Raw genomic sequence first — 18,471 nt, 5'->3', positions numbered from 1 at the left:
GGCATCTTCCGCTTTTTGATTCTTTGCTAAACGGGGCTATTCCCCGTGAGCCTTACAGGCTCTCAGTAAAGGTACGAGCAATAACGTCGCGCTGCTGTTCTGGGGTCAGAGAGTTGAAACGCACTGCATAACCAGAAACACGGATGGTCAACTGCGGATATTTTTCCGGATGCTTAACTGCATCCTCCAGCGTTTCGCGACGCAGAACGTTCACGTTCAGGTGCTGACCACCTTCCACGCGGACTTCCGGCTGTACGTCTACCGGTACTTCACGGTATTCGATTTCGCCCAGTTTGCTGACAGCAACGACTTCATCAGCATTGAAACCTGCTTTCGCAACGATGCAGCGTGCTTCGCCTTTTTCGCTGTCCAGCAGCCAGAAAGAGTTCAGCAGGTCGTCGTTTGCAGCTTTAGTAATCTGGATACCTGTAATCATTTGATGCCTCCCCGGCAAAATTATTTGATCTCGGTTGGCCGTCATACGGCCAATTGGTAAAACCATTGTTGCTTGAGTGTATATATACCCCTCACACACCCTTGAATCTTTGATTTAAATCAATAAAAACCACACATGAAAAGTGGTGATAGATAGATTTTATTGTTTTACATCAACTTACGCCGTGTACATAGCTAAACTTTTTACATAAATTTTCAACTATCTTTAAGGGGTAGACCATTGAGAAACGTACAGAATTTTGCGACGTCGAAAGAAGCAGTTAAGCTAGGGGGATTGAAAATTCGCAGGAGAGCGAGATGGCCACCGAATTAACCTGGCACGATGTGCTGGCTGAAGAAAAACAGCAGCCTTATTTTGTTAACACACTGCATACTGTTGCCGGCGAGCGTCAGTCAGGAATGACAATTTATCCGCCGCAAAAAGATGTGTTTAACGCGTTTCGTTTTACCGAGCTTGGTGACGTGAAAGTTGTCATCCTGGGTCAGGATCCTTACCACGGCCCAGGCCAGGCACACGGTCTCGCGTTCTCTGTCCGCCCCGGCATTGCCACTCCGCCTTCGTTGCTGAACATGTACAAAGAGCTGGAAGCAACAATTCCCGGCTTCACCCGCCCCACGCACGGATATCTGGAAAGCTGGGCACGCCAGGGGGTACTGTTACTCAACACCGTACTCACCGTTCGCGCCGGTCAGGCACATTCTCACGCCAGCCTTGGATGGGAAACCTTTACCGATAAAGTCATCAGCCTGATTAACCAACATCGGGAAGGCGTGGTTTTCCTGCTCTGGGGTTCTCACGCACAGAAGAAAGGCGCGATTATTGATGCGCAGCGTCACCATGTGTTGAAAGCGCCACACCCATCACCGCTCTCTGCGCATCGCGGTTTCTTTGGTTGCAATCACTTTGTACTGGCTAATGAATGGCTGGAACAACGAGGTGAAAAACCGATTGACTGGATGCCGGTATTACCCGCAGAAAGCGAGTAAAAAAATGCCAGCGATTCGCTGGCATTTTTATTATCAGGCTTTGTTCTGACGCCACCACTCCGCGAGCAACACGCCGGTCGCGACAGAAACATTGAGCGTTTCTACCTTGCCGGTACCGTCAATCGCCACACACAGGTCGTCGGCTGAACATGCTGCTTCTGGCAGAGCTTCACGCTCACGCCCTAATACCAGCACCATTTTTTCCGGCAGCGCGGTAGTAAACAGCGGTTTACCTTTCACGCTTGAGGTCATCACTACCGTGTAACCCGCGTTACGGAAATCGTCCAACACATCGACAATGCTGTCACCGGTAATCGGCTGAACATGCTCTGCTCCACCTTCAGCGGTACGGATAGCCGCCCCCGATTCCAGCAGCGCCGCATCCTGAACCACCACGCCTTTCACACCGAAGTGCGCGCAGCTACGCATCATACCGCCCAGGTTATGCGGGTTAGCGATATCTTCCAGTGCCAGCACGCAATCCTGTGCCCCTGCCTGACCGACCCACTGCTTAACGGTAGTACCGTTACGTTTTTTGATCAGGAAACAGACGCCACCGTGGTGTTCAGTGCCAGAGGCTTTCGCCAGCTCGGCTTCGTCAACCACGTGATAGGCTTTGCGGTTTGCCGCCATCCAGCGTAATGCTTCTTTAAAACGCGGGGTTACGCTCTGAACAAACCAGGCGCGGACGATAGCGTCCGGACGACTCTGGAACAGAGCCTGACAGGCATTCTCACCATAAACGCGGGTTTCTTCCGCGCGCTGACGGCGTAATACTTCAGGATCGATAAAGCTCTTACCGCTAATACCGCCGTGATCGGCTTTATCCGCTGCGTCATCATTCGGTGCGCGGGAAACGGTACGCCACGGTGAATCTTCACGTCTGCGGTCGCGTTCTACATCGCGGTCACGCCCGCGTTCACGACCACGTTCGCTGTTGGGACCCTTTCGTTCATCACGGGCAGGGCGACGACCGCCTTCGGCTCGGGAAGTACCGGGGCGACCGCCGCCTTTGCCAGTACGTGGATTTTGGGTACGTTTATCCGAGTCATCGTCACTGCGGACGTACATCACTTTGACCTTGCCGTTTTTGTTCTTCAGTTCGTCGCTCATGTTTTTCTCCACCTGCTCTGCGCGAAGCGCGCAGATTACCCGATGTGCACGTCGTTAGCCATTATTTCATTTAAAAGCTAAGGACTATTGTACTCATTGAATAAAACGCATTGTTGTTTAGAACAGACTCTCCGATAATATGTAACATAATAGAAACATACTGGCGTTTATGCCGTGAAGTCCACTCCACTCATCCAGAGGTTAGTTATGAATACCGTTTGTACCAGCTGCCAGGCTATCAACCGCATCCCTGACGATCGTGTCCAGGAAGCGGCTAAATGCGGACGCTGTGGTCACGACCTGTTTGATGGGGAGGTGATCAATGCGACCGGTGAGACACTGGATAAACTGTTAAAAGACGATCTCCCGGTTGTCGTTGACTTTTGGGCCCCCTGGTGTGGTCCATGTCGTAACTTCGCCCCGATTTTTGAAGATGTCGCGGAAGAGCGTAGCGGCAAAGTGCGTTTTGTTAAAGTGAATACGGAAGCCGAGCGTGAACTCAGCGCCCGTTTCGGTATCCGCAGCATTCCGACCATCATGATCTTCAGAAAAGGTGAAATCGTCGACATGCTTAACGGCGCTGTACCAAAAGCCCCGTTTGATAGCTGGCTTAACGAATCATTATAATCTCTACGGGGCGCATCTTGTGCCCCGTTTTCACCTCTGCGACAATAGCGTTTTTCAACGTGTTTCCCCATGACCGATAACGCTGTTCTTCAGTTACGCGCTGAGCGCCTCGCGCGCGCCACGCGTCCTTTCCTTGCCCGAGGTAATCGCGTTCGCCGCTGTCAACGCTGCCTGCTGCCGCAGAAGCTCTGCTTGTGCGCAACTCTGGCGCCCTCTGAGGCAAAAAGTCGCTTTTGTCTGGTGATGTTTGACACCGAGCCGATGAAGCCCAGCAACACGGGGCGTTTAATTGCTGATATTCTGCCCGATACCACGGCTTTTCAGTGGTCACGCACCGAGCCACCGCAGGCGCTGCTGGAACTGGTAAAAAATCCGGATTACCAGCCGATGGTTGTATTCCCGGCCTCCTATGCGGGTGAAGAGCGTGAAGTGATTTTCACGCCACCAGCCGGTAAGCCCCCATTGTTTATCATGCTCGACGGCACCTGGCCTGAGGCGCGTAAAATGTTCCGCAAAAGCCCGTACCTCGATAACCTGCCGGTGATCTCTGTTGATTTATCACGCCTTTCTGCTTACCACCTGCGTGGCGTTCACGCCGAAGGGCAATATTGCACAGCCGAGGTGGCCATCGCCTTGTTGGATCTGGCGGGAGATACGCAAGCCGCAGAAGGGTTAAGCGATCATTTTACTCGCTTTAAAACCCGCTACCTGGCAGGAAAAACTCAACATCAGGGAAGCGTCACAGCAGATTTATCAGAAAACGTTTAAAATCATTCGGTCACTGGTGTCATTAAGGAAGCCGATATGAGTCAGCGTGGTCTGGAAGCACTATTGCGACCGAAATCCATTGCGGTGATTGGGGCGTCAATGAAGCCTAATCGCGCAGGTTACCTGATGATGCGTAACCTGCTTGCTGGCGGTTTCAATGGACCTGTTTTACCGGTGACGCCCGCATGGAAAGCGGTGTTGGGCGTACTGGCGTGGCCCAATATCAACAGCCTGCCTTTTAGCCCCGATCTCGCCGTGTTGTGCACCAATGCCAGCCGTAACCTGGCATTACTCGAAGCACTTGGCGAGAAAGGTTGTAAAACCTGCATTATTCTCTCAGCACCCTCGGCGCAGCACGCGGAGCTGCTGGCCTGCGCATCACGCTACAACATACGTCTTCTGGGTCCCAACAGCCTGGGACTTCTCGCACCCTGGCAAGGACTTAACGCCAGCTTTTCCCCCGTCCCGATTAAGCGCGGCAAGCTGGCTTTCATCTCTCAATCCGCCGCCGTGTCCAATACCATACTCGACTGGGCACAGCAGAGAGAAATGGGCTTTTCTTACTTTATCGCGCTGGGGGATAGCCTGGATATCGACGTTGATGAGCTACTGGATTACCTGGCACGCGACAGTAAAACCAGCGCGATATTGCTGTATCTCGAACATTTAAGTGATGCCCGGCGCTTTGTTTCCGCCGCCCGTAGCGCCTCGCGCAATAAACCTATTCTGGTGATTAAGAGCGGTCGCAGCCCTGCAGCGCAGCGTTTACTGCATACCAGCGCCGGGATGGACCCTGCGTGGGATGCAGCTATTCAGCGCGCCGGTTTACTGCGCGTACAAGACACTCACGAGCTGTTCTCAGCAGTCGAAACCTTGAGCCACATGCGTCCACTACGTGGCGACAGGCTGATGATCATCAGCAATGGGGCCGCGCCTGCCGCACTGGCATTAGATGAACTGTGGTCAAAAAATGGCAAGTTGGCGACGTTGAGTGAAGACACCTGCCAGAAATTACGCGATGCATTGCCTGAACATGTTGATATCGCCAACCCACTGGATCTGCGTGATGACGCCAGCAGCGAACACTACGTTAAGACGCTGGATATTTTGCTCGCCAGCCAGGATTTCGACGCGTTGATGGTGATTCATTCACCCAGCGCAGCCGCTCCCGGAACCGAAAGCGCACAGGCATTGATTGAAGCGGTAAAGCATCATCCCCGAGGAAAATTCGTCTCGTTGCTGACCAACTGGTGCGGAGAGTTTTCCTCTCAGGAAGCCCGCAGACTGTTTAGCGAAGCCGGGTTACCAACCTACCGCACGCCTGAAGGCACTATCACTGCATTTATGCATATGGTGGAGTACCGGCGTAACCAGAAGCAACTGCGTGAAACGCCAGCGCTACCCGACAATCTGACCACCAACACCGCCGAAGCGCATAATCTGTTACAACAGGCGATTGCAGAAGGCGCAACGTCACTGGATACTCATGAAGTTCAGCCTATTTTACAGGCCTATGGCTTACATACACTGCCGACATGGATCGCCAGCGACAGCGCAGAGGCCGTACATATCGCGGAGCAAATCGGCTACCCGGTGGCGCTCAAGCTGCGTTCTCCTGATATCCCGCATAAGTCGGAAGTTCAGGGGGTAATGCTCTACCTGCGTACAGCAACAGAAGTGCAGCAGGCTGCCAATGCAATTTTCGATCGGGTAAAAATGGCCTGGCCGCAGGCACGCATTCACGGTTTATTAGTACAAAGTATGGCGAATCGCGCTGGTGCTCAAGAGCTTCGCGTCGTCGTTGAACACGACCCGGTATTTGGTCCGTTGATTATGCTGGGTGAAGGTGGCGTTGAGTGGCGGCCGGAAGAGCAAGCCGTGGTGGCCTTGCCGCCATTGAACATGAATCTGGCGCGTTATCTGGTGATCCAGGGGATCAAAAATAAAAAGATCCGCGCTCGCAGCGCACTACGTCCGCTGGATATCGCCGGGTTGAGCCAACTTCTGGTGCAGGTCTCCAACCTGATCGTCGACTGCCCGGAAATTCAGCGTCTGGATATTCATCCGCTGCTGGCCTCCGCCGAAGAATTTACCGCGCTGGACGTTACGCTGGATATTACCCCTTTCACGGGAGATAACGAAAGCAGGCTGGCTGTACGTCCCTACCCCCATCAGCTTGAAGAGTGGGTGGAGTTGAAGAACGGCGAGCACTGTCTGTTCCGCCCCATTTTACCGGAGGATGAACCTCATCTACAGCAGTTCATTTCTCAAGTGACAAAAGAAGATCTTTATTATCGCTATTTCAGTGAGATCAATGAATTTACCCACGAAGATTTAGCCAATATGACGCAGATCGACTACGATCGGGAAATGGCTTTTGTTGCAGTGCGTTGTAAAGATAATCACGAAGAGATCCTCGGCGTAACGCGAGCAATCTCGGATCCTGATAACGTAGATGCTGAGTTTGCCGTACTTGTTCGTTCCGATCTCAAAGGGCTTGGACTGGGTCGCCGATTGATGGAAAAATTAATTGCATATACCCGAGATCACGGACTTATACGTTTGAATGGTATTACGATGCCAAACAATCGTGGGATGGTCGCCCTGGCCCGAAAACTCGGGTTTGTTGTTGACGTCCAGCTCGAAGAGGGAATTGTTGGGCTAACGCTTAATCTGGCCCAATGTGAGGAATCGTGAGTAAGGTACTGGAAATGTTGACCACATTAATGGGTACTGGTGGTATCATTGCCCGCTTATGTCGTCTGCATAGCACAGAGGACCCTTCAATGAACAGAGAAGAAATGCACTGTGATGTTGTCAAAATTTAAGCGTAATAAACATCAACAACACCTTGCCCAACTACCCAAGATTTCTCAGTCAGTTGATGATGTAGATTTCTTTTATGCTCCCGCTAATTTCAGGGAGACTCTGCTGGAAAAAATAGCCAGCGCGACGCGACGGATCTGCATTATTGCGCTGTACCTGGAACAGGATGACGGTGGTAAAGGCATACTTGACGCTCTCTATGCGGCAAAACGGCAGCGTCCTGAACTGGATGTCCGGGTGCTTGTCGACTGGCACAGAGCTCAGCGCGGTCGTATTGGGGCTGCGGCATCCAATACTAATGCTGACTGGTATTGCCGAATGGCGCAAGAAAACCCTGGTATCGATATTCCTGTTTATGGCGTTCCGATTAACACCCGTGAAGCACTTGGCGTCCTGCATTTCAAAGGCTTTATTATCGATGACAGCGTCCTGTACAGCGGAGCCAGTCTGAACGATGTTTACCTGCATCAGCATGATAAATATCGCTATGACCGTTATCAGTTGATTCGCAATGCGCAAATGGCCGATATCATGTTCGATTGGGTTACGCAGAACCTGATAAAGGGTCGCGGCGTTAACCGCCTTGATGATATCAACCGACCTAAAAGCCCGGAAATTAAAAACGACATCCGCCTGTACCGCCAAGAACTGCGTGATGCGTCATTCCATTTTCAGGGTGATGCTGATAACGAACAGCTTTCGGTTACGCCTCTGGTGGGCCTTGGGAAATCCAGTCTGTTAAATAAGACCATTTTCCATCTTATGCCCTGCGCGGAGCACAAACTCACAATCTGTACCCCTTATTTCAACCTGCCCGCCATACTGGTGCGCAATATCATTCAACTGCTGCGTGAAGGGAAAAAGGTTGAAATCATTGTCGGTGATAAAACCGCCAACGACTTTTTCATTCCAGAAGATGAGCCATTCAAGATCATCGGCGCGCTGCCTTATCTGTATGAAATAAATCTGCGCCGTTTCCTGAGCAGATTGCAGTATTACGTGAATACCGACCAGCTGGTCGTACGCCTATGGAAAGATGATGACAACACCTATCATCTGAAAGGTATGTGGGTTGATGATAAATGGATGCTGCTCACCGGCAACAACCTTAACCCTCGCGCCTGGCGTCTGGATCTGGAAAACGCAATCCTTATCCACGATCCTAAGCAAGAGCTGACTCCCCAGCGCGATAAAGAGCTGGAGCTTATCCGTACGCATACTACCGTCGTTAAGCACTATCGCGACCTGCAAAGTATTGCTGACTATCCAGTCAAAGTGCGTAAGCTTATTCGTCGACTACGCCGCATTCGTATCGACAGATTAATTAGCCGTATTCTGTAATCAAGACCCCGTCCAGTGACGGGGTTTTTCATATGGAGGCAACGGTGCGCCTGTTCATTCTTACCAGCATTCTGGCCATTTCTGGCTGCAGCCACATGGCTAACGACCAGTGGAGTGGGCAAGACAAAGCTCAACACTTCATCGCCTCCGCCATGCTTGCCGCAGCCGGCACTGAATATGCCCAACATCAGGGCAACAGCCGCGATCGCAGTGCGGCTATCGGCCTGATGTTCTCAGTCAGCCTGGGCGCATCAAAAGAACTGTGGGACAGCCGTCCCGCAGGGAGCGGCTGGAGCTGGAAGGACTTCGCCTGGGATGTTGCAGGCGCGTCTACCGGCTATGCGGTCTGGCAACTGGCACATTACTAGAGGCGCAGACCTTTCCCCTTCCCATGCAGCATCAGCGATACTAAAAACGCGACAACTGCCAGCGCGGTGACGTACCAGAAGAATGTCGTTTCCATACCGACAGACTTCAGGGATAACGCCACATATTCAGCTGAGCCACCAAACAGGGCATTAGCCACCGCATAAGATAAGCCAACTCCCAGAGCACGCACCTGCGCCGGGAACATCTCAGCCTTCAAAATACCGCTGATTGACGTATAGAAACTCACGATTAACAGGGCACACATCACCAGAGCAAACGCCATATACGGGGATGTTACGCTTTGCAATGCTGTCAGAATGGGAACAGTGAAAATCGCAGCCAACGCGCCAAAACACAGCATTGAAGTACGCCGGCCAATCTTATCTGACAAAGCGCCGAACAGCGGTTGAACCAGCATGAACACACACAGTGCCGCCGTCATAATCCCGCTGGCTACGTTGGCATGCATACCAGCGGTATTGACCAGGTATTTCTGCATGTAGGTTGTGAACGTGTAAAAACACAACGAACCCGCGGCGGTAAAGCCAAGCACCATGACAAAGGCTTTGCGATTACGCCACAGACCTTTCAGGGAACCCGCTTCTTTCAGCGCGCGAACGTCCTGTTTCGAGGTTTCATCCAGTTGACGACGCAGCCATAGCGCAACAATAGCCAGCACGGCGCCCAACGCAAATGGAATACGCCAACCCCACGCTCTGAGCGCAGAGTCTTCTAACGTGTGCTGTAATATGACCACAACCAGCAATGCCAGTAACTGTCCGCCGATTAACGTCACGTACTGGAATGAAGCATAAAAACCTTTCTTACCTTCAACGGCAACTTCACTCATATAGGTCGCGCTGGTTCCGTATTCACCACCTACAGATAACCCCTGGAATAGTCTGGCCAGCAATAATAGCGCAGGGGCCCAGGTACCGATAGTTTCATATCCCGGTAGACAAGCGATCACCAACGATCCCATACACATCATACAAACGGACAGCAACATGGACTTTTTACGCCCGTGCTTATCCGCAATACGGCCAAACAACCAGCCTCCAATTGGTCGCATCAAGAAGCCTGCGGCAAACACGCCGGCGGTTTGTAAGAGTTGTGTGGTGGTATTTCCTGATGGGAAAAAGATATGAGCAAAATAAAGAGAACAGAAAGAGTAGATATAGAAATCAAACCATTCGACCAGATTCCCTGATGATGCTCCGACAATCGCCCATATACGACGGCGGGTATCGCCGTCTGCCAGCGCCCCGTTCTCAGTTACACTACTATCAGCCATTAGAATTGTACCCCTGCCAACGATCGCATGAATTTATCAATGATGGTTGTGTGTTTTTTGGTGAATTAAATGTTATATAATTGTTATATATTATTATGCAGGAAAGATCACGATTTTAATTAGCAGAGAAAGGATTCAGATATGTTCGAGGGAGAGATCCGTGTAGTAGATCGAGACAGTGTGCTTTTGTTAGTCGATTAAGGCGGTTACGTCGAATCCAGCAATCTGCCGCCGGAATTGCGTGATGCGCTGCGCTTATCAGGCCTGCACAATACGTTCAGCCCGGCGGTTTTTACCCCGCACACACGCAAAAAAGCCCATCCGTCAGGATGGGCTTCTTCACTTTATTTGATGCCTGCCAGTTTATGGCGGGCGTCCTGCCCGCCACCCTCCGGGCCGTTGCTGCGCAACGTTCAAATCCGCTCCCGGCGGATTTGTCCTCCTCAGGAGAGCGCTCACCGACAGACCACAGATAAAACAAAAGGCCCGGTCTTTCGACCGGGCCTTTTGTTTTTATTTGATGCCTGGCAGTTCCCTACTCTCGCATGGGGAGACCCCACACTACCATCGGCGCTACGGCGTTTCACTTCTGAGTTCGGCATGGGGTCAGGTGGGACCACCGCGCTACAGCCGCCAGGCAAATTCTGTTATTAACCCGCTTTTCGCCGGTTAATCTTATCTGTATCAAGCTGAATGTCGTCTCTTCGCCAAAACATCTTCGGCGTTGTAAGGTTAAGCCTCACGGTTCATTAGTATCGGTTAGCTCAACGTATCGCTACGCTTACACACCCGACCTATCAACGTCATCGTCTTTAACGTTCCTTCAGGAGACTTAAAGTCTCAGGGAGAACTCATCTCGGGGCAAGTTTCGTGCTTAGATGCTTTCAGCACTTATCTCTTCCGCATTTAGCTACCGGGCAATGCCATTGGCATGACAACCCGAACACCAGTGATGCGTCCACTCCGGTCCTCTCGTACTAGGAGCAGCCCCCCTCAATTCTCCAGCGCCCACGGCAGATAGGGACCGAACTGTCTCACGACGTTCTAAACCCAGCTCGCGTACCACTTTAAATGGCGAACAGCCATACCCTTGGGACCTACTTCAGCCCCAGGATGTGATGAGCCGACATCGAGGTGCCAAACACCGCCGTCGATATGAACTCTTGGGCGGTATCAGCCTGTTATCCCCGGAGTACCTTTTATCCGTTGAGCGATGGCCCTTCCATTCAGAACCACCGGATCACTAAGACCTGCTTTCGCACCTGCTCGAGCCGTCACTCTCGCAGTCAAGCTAGCTTATGCCTTTGCACTAACCTCCTGATGTCCGACCAGGATTAGCTAACCTTCGTGCTCCTCCGTTACTCTTTAGGAGGAGACCGCCCCAGTCAAACTACCCACCAGACACTGTCCGCAACCCGGATTACGGGTCCACGTTAGAACACCAGCCATTAAAGGGTGGTATTTCAAGGATGGCTCCATGCAGACTGGCGTCCACACTTCAAAGCCTCCCACCTATCCTACACATCAAGGACCAGTGTTCAGTGTCAAGCTATAGTAAAGGTTCACGGGGTCTTTCCGTCTTGCCGCGGGTACACTGCATCTTCACAGCGAGTTCAATTTCACTGAGTCTCGGGTGGAGACAGCCTGGCCATCATTACGCCATTCGTGCAGGTCGGAACTTACCCGACAAGGAATTTCGCTACCTTAGGACCGTTATAGTTACGGCCGCCGTTTACCGGGGCTTCGATCAAGAGCTTCTCCTTACGGATAACCCCATCAATTAACCTTCCGGCACCGGGCAGGCGTCACACCGTATACGTCCACTTTCGTGTTTGCACAGTGCTGTGTTTTTAATAAACAGTTGCAGCCAGCTGGTATCTTCGACTGATTTCAGCTCCACGGGTAAACCGCTTCACCTACATATCAGCGTGCCTTCTCCCGAAGTTACGGCACCATTTTGCCTAGTTCCTTCACCCGAGTTCTCTCAAGCGCCTTGGTATTCTCTACCTGACCACCTGTGTCGGTTTGGGGTACGATTTCGTGTTACCTGATGCTTAGAGGCTTTTCCTGGAAGCAGGGCATTTGTTACTTCAGCACCGTAGTGCCTCGTCATCACACCTCAGCGTTAAAAAGGTACCGGATTTACCTGGAACCTCCGCCTACATGCTTAAACCGGGACAACCGTCGCCCGGCTAACATAGCCTTCTCCGTCCCCCCTTCGCAGTAACACCAAGTACAGGAATATTAACCTGTTTCCCATCGACTACGCCTTTCGGCCTCGCCTTAGGGGTCGACTCACCCTGCCCCGATTAACGTTGGACAGGAACCCTTGGTCTTCCGGCGTGCGGGTTTTTCACCCGCATTATCGTTACTTATGTCAGCATTCGCACTTCTGATACCTCCAGCATACCTCACAGTACACCTTCAACGGCTTACAGAACGCTCCCCTACCCAACAACACATAGTGTCGCTGCCGCAGCTTCGGTGCATGGTTTAGCCCCGTTACATCTTCCGCGCAGGCCGACTCGACCAGTGAGCTATTACGCTTTCTTTAAATGATGGCTGCTTCTAAGCCAACATCCTGGCTGTCTGTGCCTTCCCACATCGTTTCCCACTTAACCATGACTTTGGGACCTTAGCTGGCGGTCTGGGTTGTTTCCCTCTTCACGACGGACGTTAGCACCCGCCGTGTGTCTCCCGTGATAACATTCTTCGGTATTCGCAGTTTGCATCGGGTTGGTAAGTCGGGATGACCCCCTAGCCGAAACAGTGCTCTACCCCCGAAGATGAATTCACGAGGCGCTACCTAAATAGCTTTCGGGGAGAACCAGCTATCTCCCGGTTTGATTGGCCTTTCACCCCCAGCCACAAGTCATCCGCTAATTTTTCAACATTAGTCGGTTCGGTCCTCCAGTTAGTGTTACCCAACCTTCAACCTGCCCATGGCTAGATCACCGGGTTTCGGGTCTATACCCTGCAACTTAACGCCCAGTTAAGACTCGGTTTCCCTTCGGCTCCCCTATACGGTTAACCTTGCTACAGAATATAAGTCGCTGACCCATTATACAAAAGGTACGCAGTCACCCCATAAAGAGGCTCCCACTGCTTGTACGTACACGGTTTCAGGTTCTTTTTCACTCCCCTCGCCGGGGTTCTTTTCGCCTTTCCCTCACGGTACTGGTTCACTATCGGTCAGTCAGGAGTATTTAGCCTTGGAGGATGGTCCCCCCATATTCAGACAGGATACCACGTGTCCCGCCCTACTCTTCGAGTTCACAACCTGTGCATTTTGGTGTACGGGACTATCACCCTGTACCGTCGGACTTTCCAGACCGTTCCACTAACACACAAGCTGATTCAGACTCTGGGCTGCTCCCCGTTCGCTCGCCGCTACTGGGGGAATCTCGGTTGATTTCTTTTCCTCGGGGTACTTAGATGTTTCAGTTCCCCCGGTTCGCTTCATTACGCTATGTATTCACGTAATGATAGTGTGTCGAAACACACTGGGTTTCCCCATTCGGAAATCGCCGGTTATAACGGTTCATATCACCTTACCGACGCTTATCGCAGATTAGCACGTCCTTCATCGCCTCTGACTGCCAGGGCATCCACCGTGTACGCTTAGTCGCTTAACCTCACAACCCGAAGATGTTTCGTAAAACATCATCGTGTTGCGAAAATTTGAGAGACTCGAACACACCGCTTTTCATTTCTTATTACGGAGAAATGAAACAGTGTGTCGTTTCAATTTTCAGCTTGATCCAGATTTTTAAAGAGCAAATATCTCAAACGTCACCCGTAGGTAAGTTTTGAGATATTGGGGTCGGCGACTTTCACTCACACATACCAGCAAGTGGCGTCCCCTAGGGGATTCGAACCCCTGTTACCGCCGTGAAAGGGCGGTGTCCTGGGCCTCTAGACGAAGGGGACGTATAAGTCTCAATCGCAAGACGCCTTGCTATTTACTTTTCATCAGACAATCTGTGTGAGCACTTCAAAGGCAGGTTCTTTAAGGTAAGGAGGTGATCCAACCGCAGGTTCCCCTACGGTTACCTTGTTACGACTTCACCCCAGTCATGAATCACAAAGTGGTAAGCGCCCTCCCGAAGGTTAAGCTACCTACTTCTTTTGCAACCCACTCCCATGGTGTGACGGGCGGTGTGTACAAGGCCCGGGAACGTATTCACCGTGGCATTCTGATCCACGATTACTAGCGATTCCGACTTCATGGAGTCGAGTTGCAGACTCCAATCCGGACTACGACATACTTTATGAGGTCCGCTTGCTCTCGCGAGGTCGCTTCTCTTTGTATATGCCATTGTAGCACGTGTGTAGCCCTACTCGTAAGGGCCATGATGACTTGACGTCATCCCCACCTTCCTCCAGTTTATCACTGGCAGTCTCCTTTGAGTTCCCGACCGAATCGCTGGCAACAAAGGATAAGGGTTGCGCTCGTTGCGGGACTTAACCCAACATTTCACAACACGAGCTGACGACAGCCATGCAGCACCTGTCTCAGAGTTCCCGAAGGCACCAAAGCATCTCTGCTAAGTTCTCTGGATGTCAAGAGTAGGTAAGGTTCTTCGCGTTGCATCGAATTAAACCACATGCTCCACCGCTTGTGCGGGCCCCCGTCAATTCATTTGAGTTTTAACCTTGCGGCCGTACTCCCCAGGCGGTCGACTTAACGCGTTAGCTCCGGAAGCCACGCCTCAAGGGCACAACCTCCAAGTCGACATCGTTTACGGCGTGGACTACCAGGGTATCTAATCCTGTTTGCTCCCCACGCTTTCGCACCTGAGCGTCAGTCTTTGTCCAGGGGGCCGCCTTCGCCACCGGTATTCCTCCAGATCTCTACGCATTTCACCGCTACACCTGGAATTCTACCCCCCTCTACAAGACTCTAGCCTGCCAGTTTCGGATGCAGTTCCCAGGTTGAGCCCGGGGATTTCACATCCGACTTGACAGACCGCCTGCGTGCGCTTTACGCCCAGTAATTCCGATTAACGCTTGCACCCTCCGTATTACCGCGGCTGCTGGCACGGAGTTAGCCGGTGCTTCTTCTGCGAGTAACGTCAATCACTAAGGTTATTAACCTTAATGCCTTCCTCCTCGCTGAAAGTACTTTACAACCCGAAGGCCTTCTTCATACACGCGGCATGGCTGCATCAGGCTTGCGCCCATTGTGCAATATTCCCCACTGCTGCCTCCCGTAGGAGTCTGGACCGTGTCTCAGTTCCAGTGTGGCTGGTCATCCTCTCAGACCAGCTAGGGATCGTCGCCTAGGTGAGCCGTTACCCCACCTACTAGCTAATCCCATCTGGGCACATCCGATGGCAAGAGGCCCGAAGGTCCCCCTCTTTGGTCTTGCGACGTTATGCGGTATTAGCTACCGTTTCCAGTAGTTATCCCCCTCCATCAGGCAGTTTCCCAGACATTACTCACCCGTCCGCCACTCGTCACCCAAGGAGCAAGCTCCTCTGTGCTACCGTTCGACTTGCATGTGTTAGGCCTGCCGCCAGCGTTCAATCTGAGCCATGATCAAACTCTTCAATTTAAGTTTGATGCTCGTGAATTAAACTTCGTAATGAATTACGTATGTTCACTCAGAGACTTGGTATTCATTTTTCGTCTTGCGACGTTAAGAATCCGTATCTTCGAGTGCCCACACAGATTGTCTGATAAATTGTTAAAGAGCAGTGCCGCTTCGCTTTTTCTCAGCGGCGCGGGGTGTGCATATTACGCCATCCCGCTGCGAAGTCAAGCATTTAATTTCGCTTTCTTCGCCGGAGTTCTCAGTGGAACCCCGCTGACCCGGCGGCTTGTAATCCGTTGTTCCGTGTCAGTGGAGGCGCATTATAGGGAGTTATTTCAGGCTGACAAGTTAAAAATATAAAAAACTTATCAAGCGATTACTTTTCAATCAATACGTCTATTTCCGCCTGAATTTTAAACAAAAACGAGCCCCGCAGGGCCCGTTTATTGTTGTTTTGTGACTTACTGCACTGCCACGATGCGATCGTCATTCACTTCCAGACGAATCGTTTTGCCCGGAATCAGTTCACCAGACAGAATTTGCTGCGCCAGCGGGTTTTCGATCTGCTGCTGGATAGCACGTTTCAATGGACGTGCGCCATACACCGGATCGTAACCATTCGCACTCAGCAGTTTAAGCGCCTCGTCAGAAATGTGGATTTCATAGCCACGCTCTTCCAGACGTTTGTACAGACGCTGCAGCTGGATCTGAGCAATAGAAGCAATGTGCTGCTCACCCAACGGATGGAATACAACAACCTCATCTATACGGTTGATGAATTCCGGGCGGAAGTTATGGCTCACGACGCCCAGCACCATATCTTTCATGTGGCCGTAATCCAGCTCACCAAAGCGTTCCTGGATTAGATCGGAGCCCAGGTTCGAGGTCATGATGACAACCGTATTACGGAAATCGACCGTTCTTCCCTGTCCGTCAGTCAGACGACCATCGTCAAGCACCTGCAGCAGAATGTTGAACACATCCGGGTGCGCTTTCTCCACTTCATCCAGCAGGATGACAGAGTAAGGACGACGACGTACTGCTTCCGTCAGATACCCACCTTCTTCATAACCGACATATCCCGGAGGTGCCCCAACCAAGCGAGACACCGAGTGTTTCTCCATAAACTCGGACATATCGATACGCACCATTGCGTCGTCACTGTCGAACATAAAGTTTGCCAGCGCTTTGCACAGTTCGGTTTTACCGACCCCGGTTGGACCAAGGAACAAGAATGAACCAATCGGACGATTCGGATCGGACAAGCCCGCGCGGCTACGACGGATGGCGTTAGAAACGGCTTCCACCGCTTCGTTCTGACCAATCACACGGCTGTGCAGCTCCTGTTCCATACGCAACAGTTTTTCCCGTTCGCCTTCCAGCATGCGAGCAACCGGGATCCCGGTCCAGCGCGCCAGCACCTCAGCAATTTCTGCATCCGTGACTTTATTACGCAGCAGACGCATGGTTTTGCCTTCAGACTGGGTGGCTGCTTCCAGCTGTTTTTCCAGTTCAGGAATTTTGCCGTACTGCAGTTCAGACATCCGCGCCAGGTCGCCAACGCGGCGCGCCTGTTCGATGGCGATTTTTGCCTGCTCCAGCTCAGCCTTGATAGTTTGCGTTCCCGAGAGGGAGGCTTTTTCAGCTTTCCACTCTTCCTCTAACTCAGAATACTGGCGCTCTTTGTCGTCCAGCTCTTCGTTGAGCATATCGAGACGTTTTTTACTTGCCTCATCAGACTCTTTCATTAATGCCTGCTGTTCCAGTTTGAGCTGGATAATACGGCGGTCGAGTCTGTCGAGTTCCTCCGGCTTGGAGTCAATCTGCATACGAATGCTGGATGCCGCTTCGTCAATAAGGTCGATAGCTTTATCCGGTAACTGACGATCGGCAATATAACGATGAGACAACGTAGCTGCCGCAACAATCGCCGGGTCAGTAATCTGCACATGATGGTGCAGCTCATAACGTTCTTTCAGGCCACGCAAGATTGCGATGGTGTCTTCCACTGAAGGTTCAGCCACAAACACTTTCTGGAAACGACGTTCCAGCGCCGCATCTTTTTCGATGTACTGGCGATATTCATCAAGCGTTGTGGCACCTACGCAGTGCAGTTCCCCGCGAGCCAGCGCTGGTTTCAGCATGTTCCCGGCGTCCATCGCGCCATCGGCTTTACCCGCCCCAACCATGGTATGCAATTCGTCGATAAACAGAATGACGTTGCCTTCCTGTTTCGAGAGATCGTTCAGCACACCTTTTAAGCGCTCTTCAAACTCACCGCGATATTTGGCCCCAGCCACCAGCGCGCCCATATCCAGCGCCAGTACACGACGGCCTTTTAAGCCCTCCGGCACTTCACCATTGATGATGCGTTGGGCCAGCCCTTCAACAATGGCTGTTTTACCGACACCGGGTTCACCGATTAACACTGGGTTATTTTTAGTACGACGTTGCAGCACCTGAATGGTACGGCGAATTTCTTCATCACGGCCGATAACTGGATCGAGTTTGCCCTGTTCAGCACGTTCAGTCAGATCGACGGTATATTTTTTCAAGGCCTGACGTTGGTCTTCAGCCCCCTGGTCATTCACGCTTTCACCTCCACGCATTTGTTCAATTGCCTGAGTGATATTGGCGGTCGTCGCCCCTGCTGATTTTAATAAGTCGGTCAGCGTACCGCGTGACTCAAGCACCGCCAGAACGAACAGTTCTGACGAAATAAAGTTGTCCCCACGTTTTTGCGCCAGCTTGTCGCAAAGATTCAGTACACGCACCAGTTCCTGAGAAGGCTGCACATCACCGCCGGTACCTTCTACCTGCGGCAAGCGGCTCAATGCCTGGTCAATGGCTGTACGTAACTGGCCAGCATTAATGCCAGCAGACGTTAATAAAGGACGTACCGATCCCCCTTCCTGATTCAGCAAGGCGCTCATTAGATGAAGTGGTTCGATGAATTGATTGTCGTGCCCCAATGCGAGTGACTGGGCATCGGCAAGAGCAAGCTGGAATTTATTGGTAAGACGATCCAGACGCATAACTCCTCCCATAACAGGTCAAAATTGCTACTGGAGATTAAATGAGGTCATCCCTCAATTATTCAAGGTGAATGACCTGAATTATGTGAAAAGAAAATTACACGTACCGGATCGTCTTG

The 18,471-nt window shown here is 51.7% G+C and carries 10 protein-coding genes, 1 tRNA gene and 3 rRNA genes; 6 read left to right on the top strand and 8 right to left on the bottom strand.

Annotated elements, in window-relative coordinates; genetic code table 11:
- Positions 1 to 52: 52 nt before the first annotated feature.
- Positions 53 to 436: an autonomous glycyl radical cofactor GrcA gene (gene grcA, locus SK33_RS06155; protein ID WP_003037563.1), complete on the bottom strand. Its 384-nt coding sequence runs from the start codon at positions 434 to 436 to the stop codon at positions 53 to 55.
- Between the two features lie 317 nt (positions 437 to 753).
- Here grcA and ung point away from each other — a divergent pair, with 317 nt between their 5' ends.
- Positions 754 to 1,443: a uracil-DNA glycosylase gene (gene ung / locus SK33_RS06150; RefSeq protein ID WP_003037561.1), complete on the top strand. Its 690-nt coding sequence runs from the start codon at positions 754 to 756 to the stop codon at positions 1,441 to 1,443.
- A gap of 33 nt (positions 1,444 to 1,476) precedes the next feature.
- On the opposite strand, the gene SK33_RS06145 is transcribed toward ung, so the two are convergent.
- Positions 1,477 to 2,556 (bottom strand): tRNA/rRNA methyltransferase, encoded by a 1,080-nt coding sequence (locus SK33_RS06145; RefSeq protein ID WP_048218418.1) that lies wholly within the window; start codon positions 2,554 to 2,556, stop codon positions 1,477 to 1,479.
- Positions 2,557 to 2,763: 207 nt separating this feature from the next.
- Between SK33_RS06145 and trxC the strand changes: the two genes are divergently transcribed.
- From trxC to SK33_RS06115, 5 genes are all read left to right on the top strand, one after another.
- Complete coding sequence (gene trxC / locus SK33_RS06140; protein ID WP_003037559.1) at positions 2,764 to 3,183, top strand: thioredoxin TrxC; 420 nt, start codon at positions 2,764 to 2,766, stop codon at positions 3,181 to 3,183.
- A 69-nt stretch (positions 3,184 to 3,252) separates the two neighbouring features.
- Positions 3,253 to 3,951, top strand: a complete 699-nt coding sequence (gene tapT / locus SK33_RS06135) for a tRNA-uridine aminocarboxypropyltransferase (protein WP_003037557.1) — start codon at positions 3,253 to 3,255, stop codon at positions 3,949 to 3,951.
- A gap of 36 nt (positions 3,952 to 3,987) precedes the next feature.
- A complete protein-coding gene (locus SK33_RS06130) occupies positions 3,988 to 6,648 on the top strand; it encodes a bifunctional acetate--CoA ligase family protein/GNAT family N-acetyltransferase (RefSeq protein ID WP_048218419.1) in 2,661 nt (886 codons plus the stop codon).
- 114 nt (positions 6,649 to 6,762) lie between these two features.
- On the top strand, positions 6,763 to 8,118 hold the full coding sequence (pssA, locus tag SK33_RS06120; protein ID WP_008319601.1) for a CDP-diacylglycerol--serine O-phosphatidyltransferase: 1,356 nt from the start codon (positions 6,763 to 6,765) through the stop codon (positions 8,116 to 8,118).
- Positions 8,119 to 8,150: 32 nt separating this feature from the next.
- Positions 8,151 to 8,486: a YfiM family lipoprotein gene (locus SK33_RS06115; RefSeq protein ID WP_191239131.1), complete on the top strand. Its 336-nt coding sequence runs from the start codon at positions 8,151 to 8,153 to the stop codon at positions 8,484 to 8,486.
- On the opposite strand, the gene SK33_RS06110 is transcribed toward SK33_RS06115, so the two are convergent.
- The 6 genes from SK33_RS06110 to clpB form a co-directional block, all read right to left on the bottom strand.
- Positions 8,483 to 9,781: an MFS transporter gene (locus SK33_RS06110; protein WP_003037551.1), complete on the bottom strand. Its 1,299-nt coding sequence runs from the start codon at positions 9,779 to 9,781 to the stop codon at positions 8,483 to 8,485. The two genes, SK33_RS06115 and SK33_RS06110, sit on opposite strands and share 4 nt — an antisense overlap.
- A gap of 522 nt (positions 9,782 to 10,303) precedes the next feature.
- Positions 10,304 to 10,419: ribosomal RNA gene (gene rrf, locus SK33_RS06105) — 5S ribosomal RNA — on the bottom strand.
- Between the two features lie 90 nt (positions 10,420 to 10,509).
- Positions 10,510 to 13,416, bottom strand: a 23S ribosomal RNA gene (locus tag SK33_RS06100).
- 219 nt (positions 13,417 to 13,635) lie between these two features.
- Positions 13,636 to 13,711, bottom strand: a tRNA-Glu gene (locus SK33_RS06095).
- Between the two features lie 85 nt (positions 13,712 to 13,796).
- Positions 13,797 to 15,338: ribosomal RNA gene (locus tag SK33_RS06090) — 16S ribosomal RNA — on the bottom strand.
- Together the 16S, 23S and 5S rRNA genes with 1 tRNA gene alongside form the textbook arrangement of a ribosomal RNA operon.
- A gap of 440 nt (positions 15,339 to 15,778) precedes the next feature.
- Positions 15,779 to 18,352 carry an ATP-dependent chaperone ClpB gene (clpB, locus tag SK33_RS06085; RefSeq protein WP_003031249.1) on the bottom strand — a complete coding sequence of 858 codons (2,574 nt, stop codon included), beginning with the start codon at positions 18,350 to 18,352 and terminating at the stop codon, positions 15,779 to 15,781.
- Positions 18,353 to 18,471: the final 119 nt, after the last annotated feature.

Origin of the sequence: Citrobacter sp. MGH103, assembly GCF_001034475.2 — a bacterium.
Taxonomy (GTDB): Bacteria; Pseudomonadota; Gammaproteobacteria; order Enterobacterales; family Enterobacteriaceae; genus Citrobacter; species Citrobacter freundii.
Note: the sequence above shows the minus strand (reverse complement) of the source record. Positions and strands in the feature narration are given on the sequence as shown.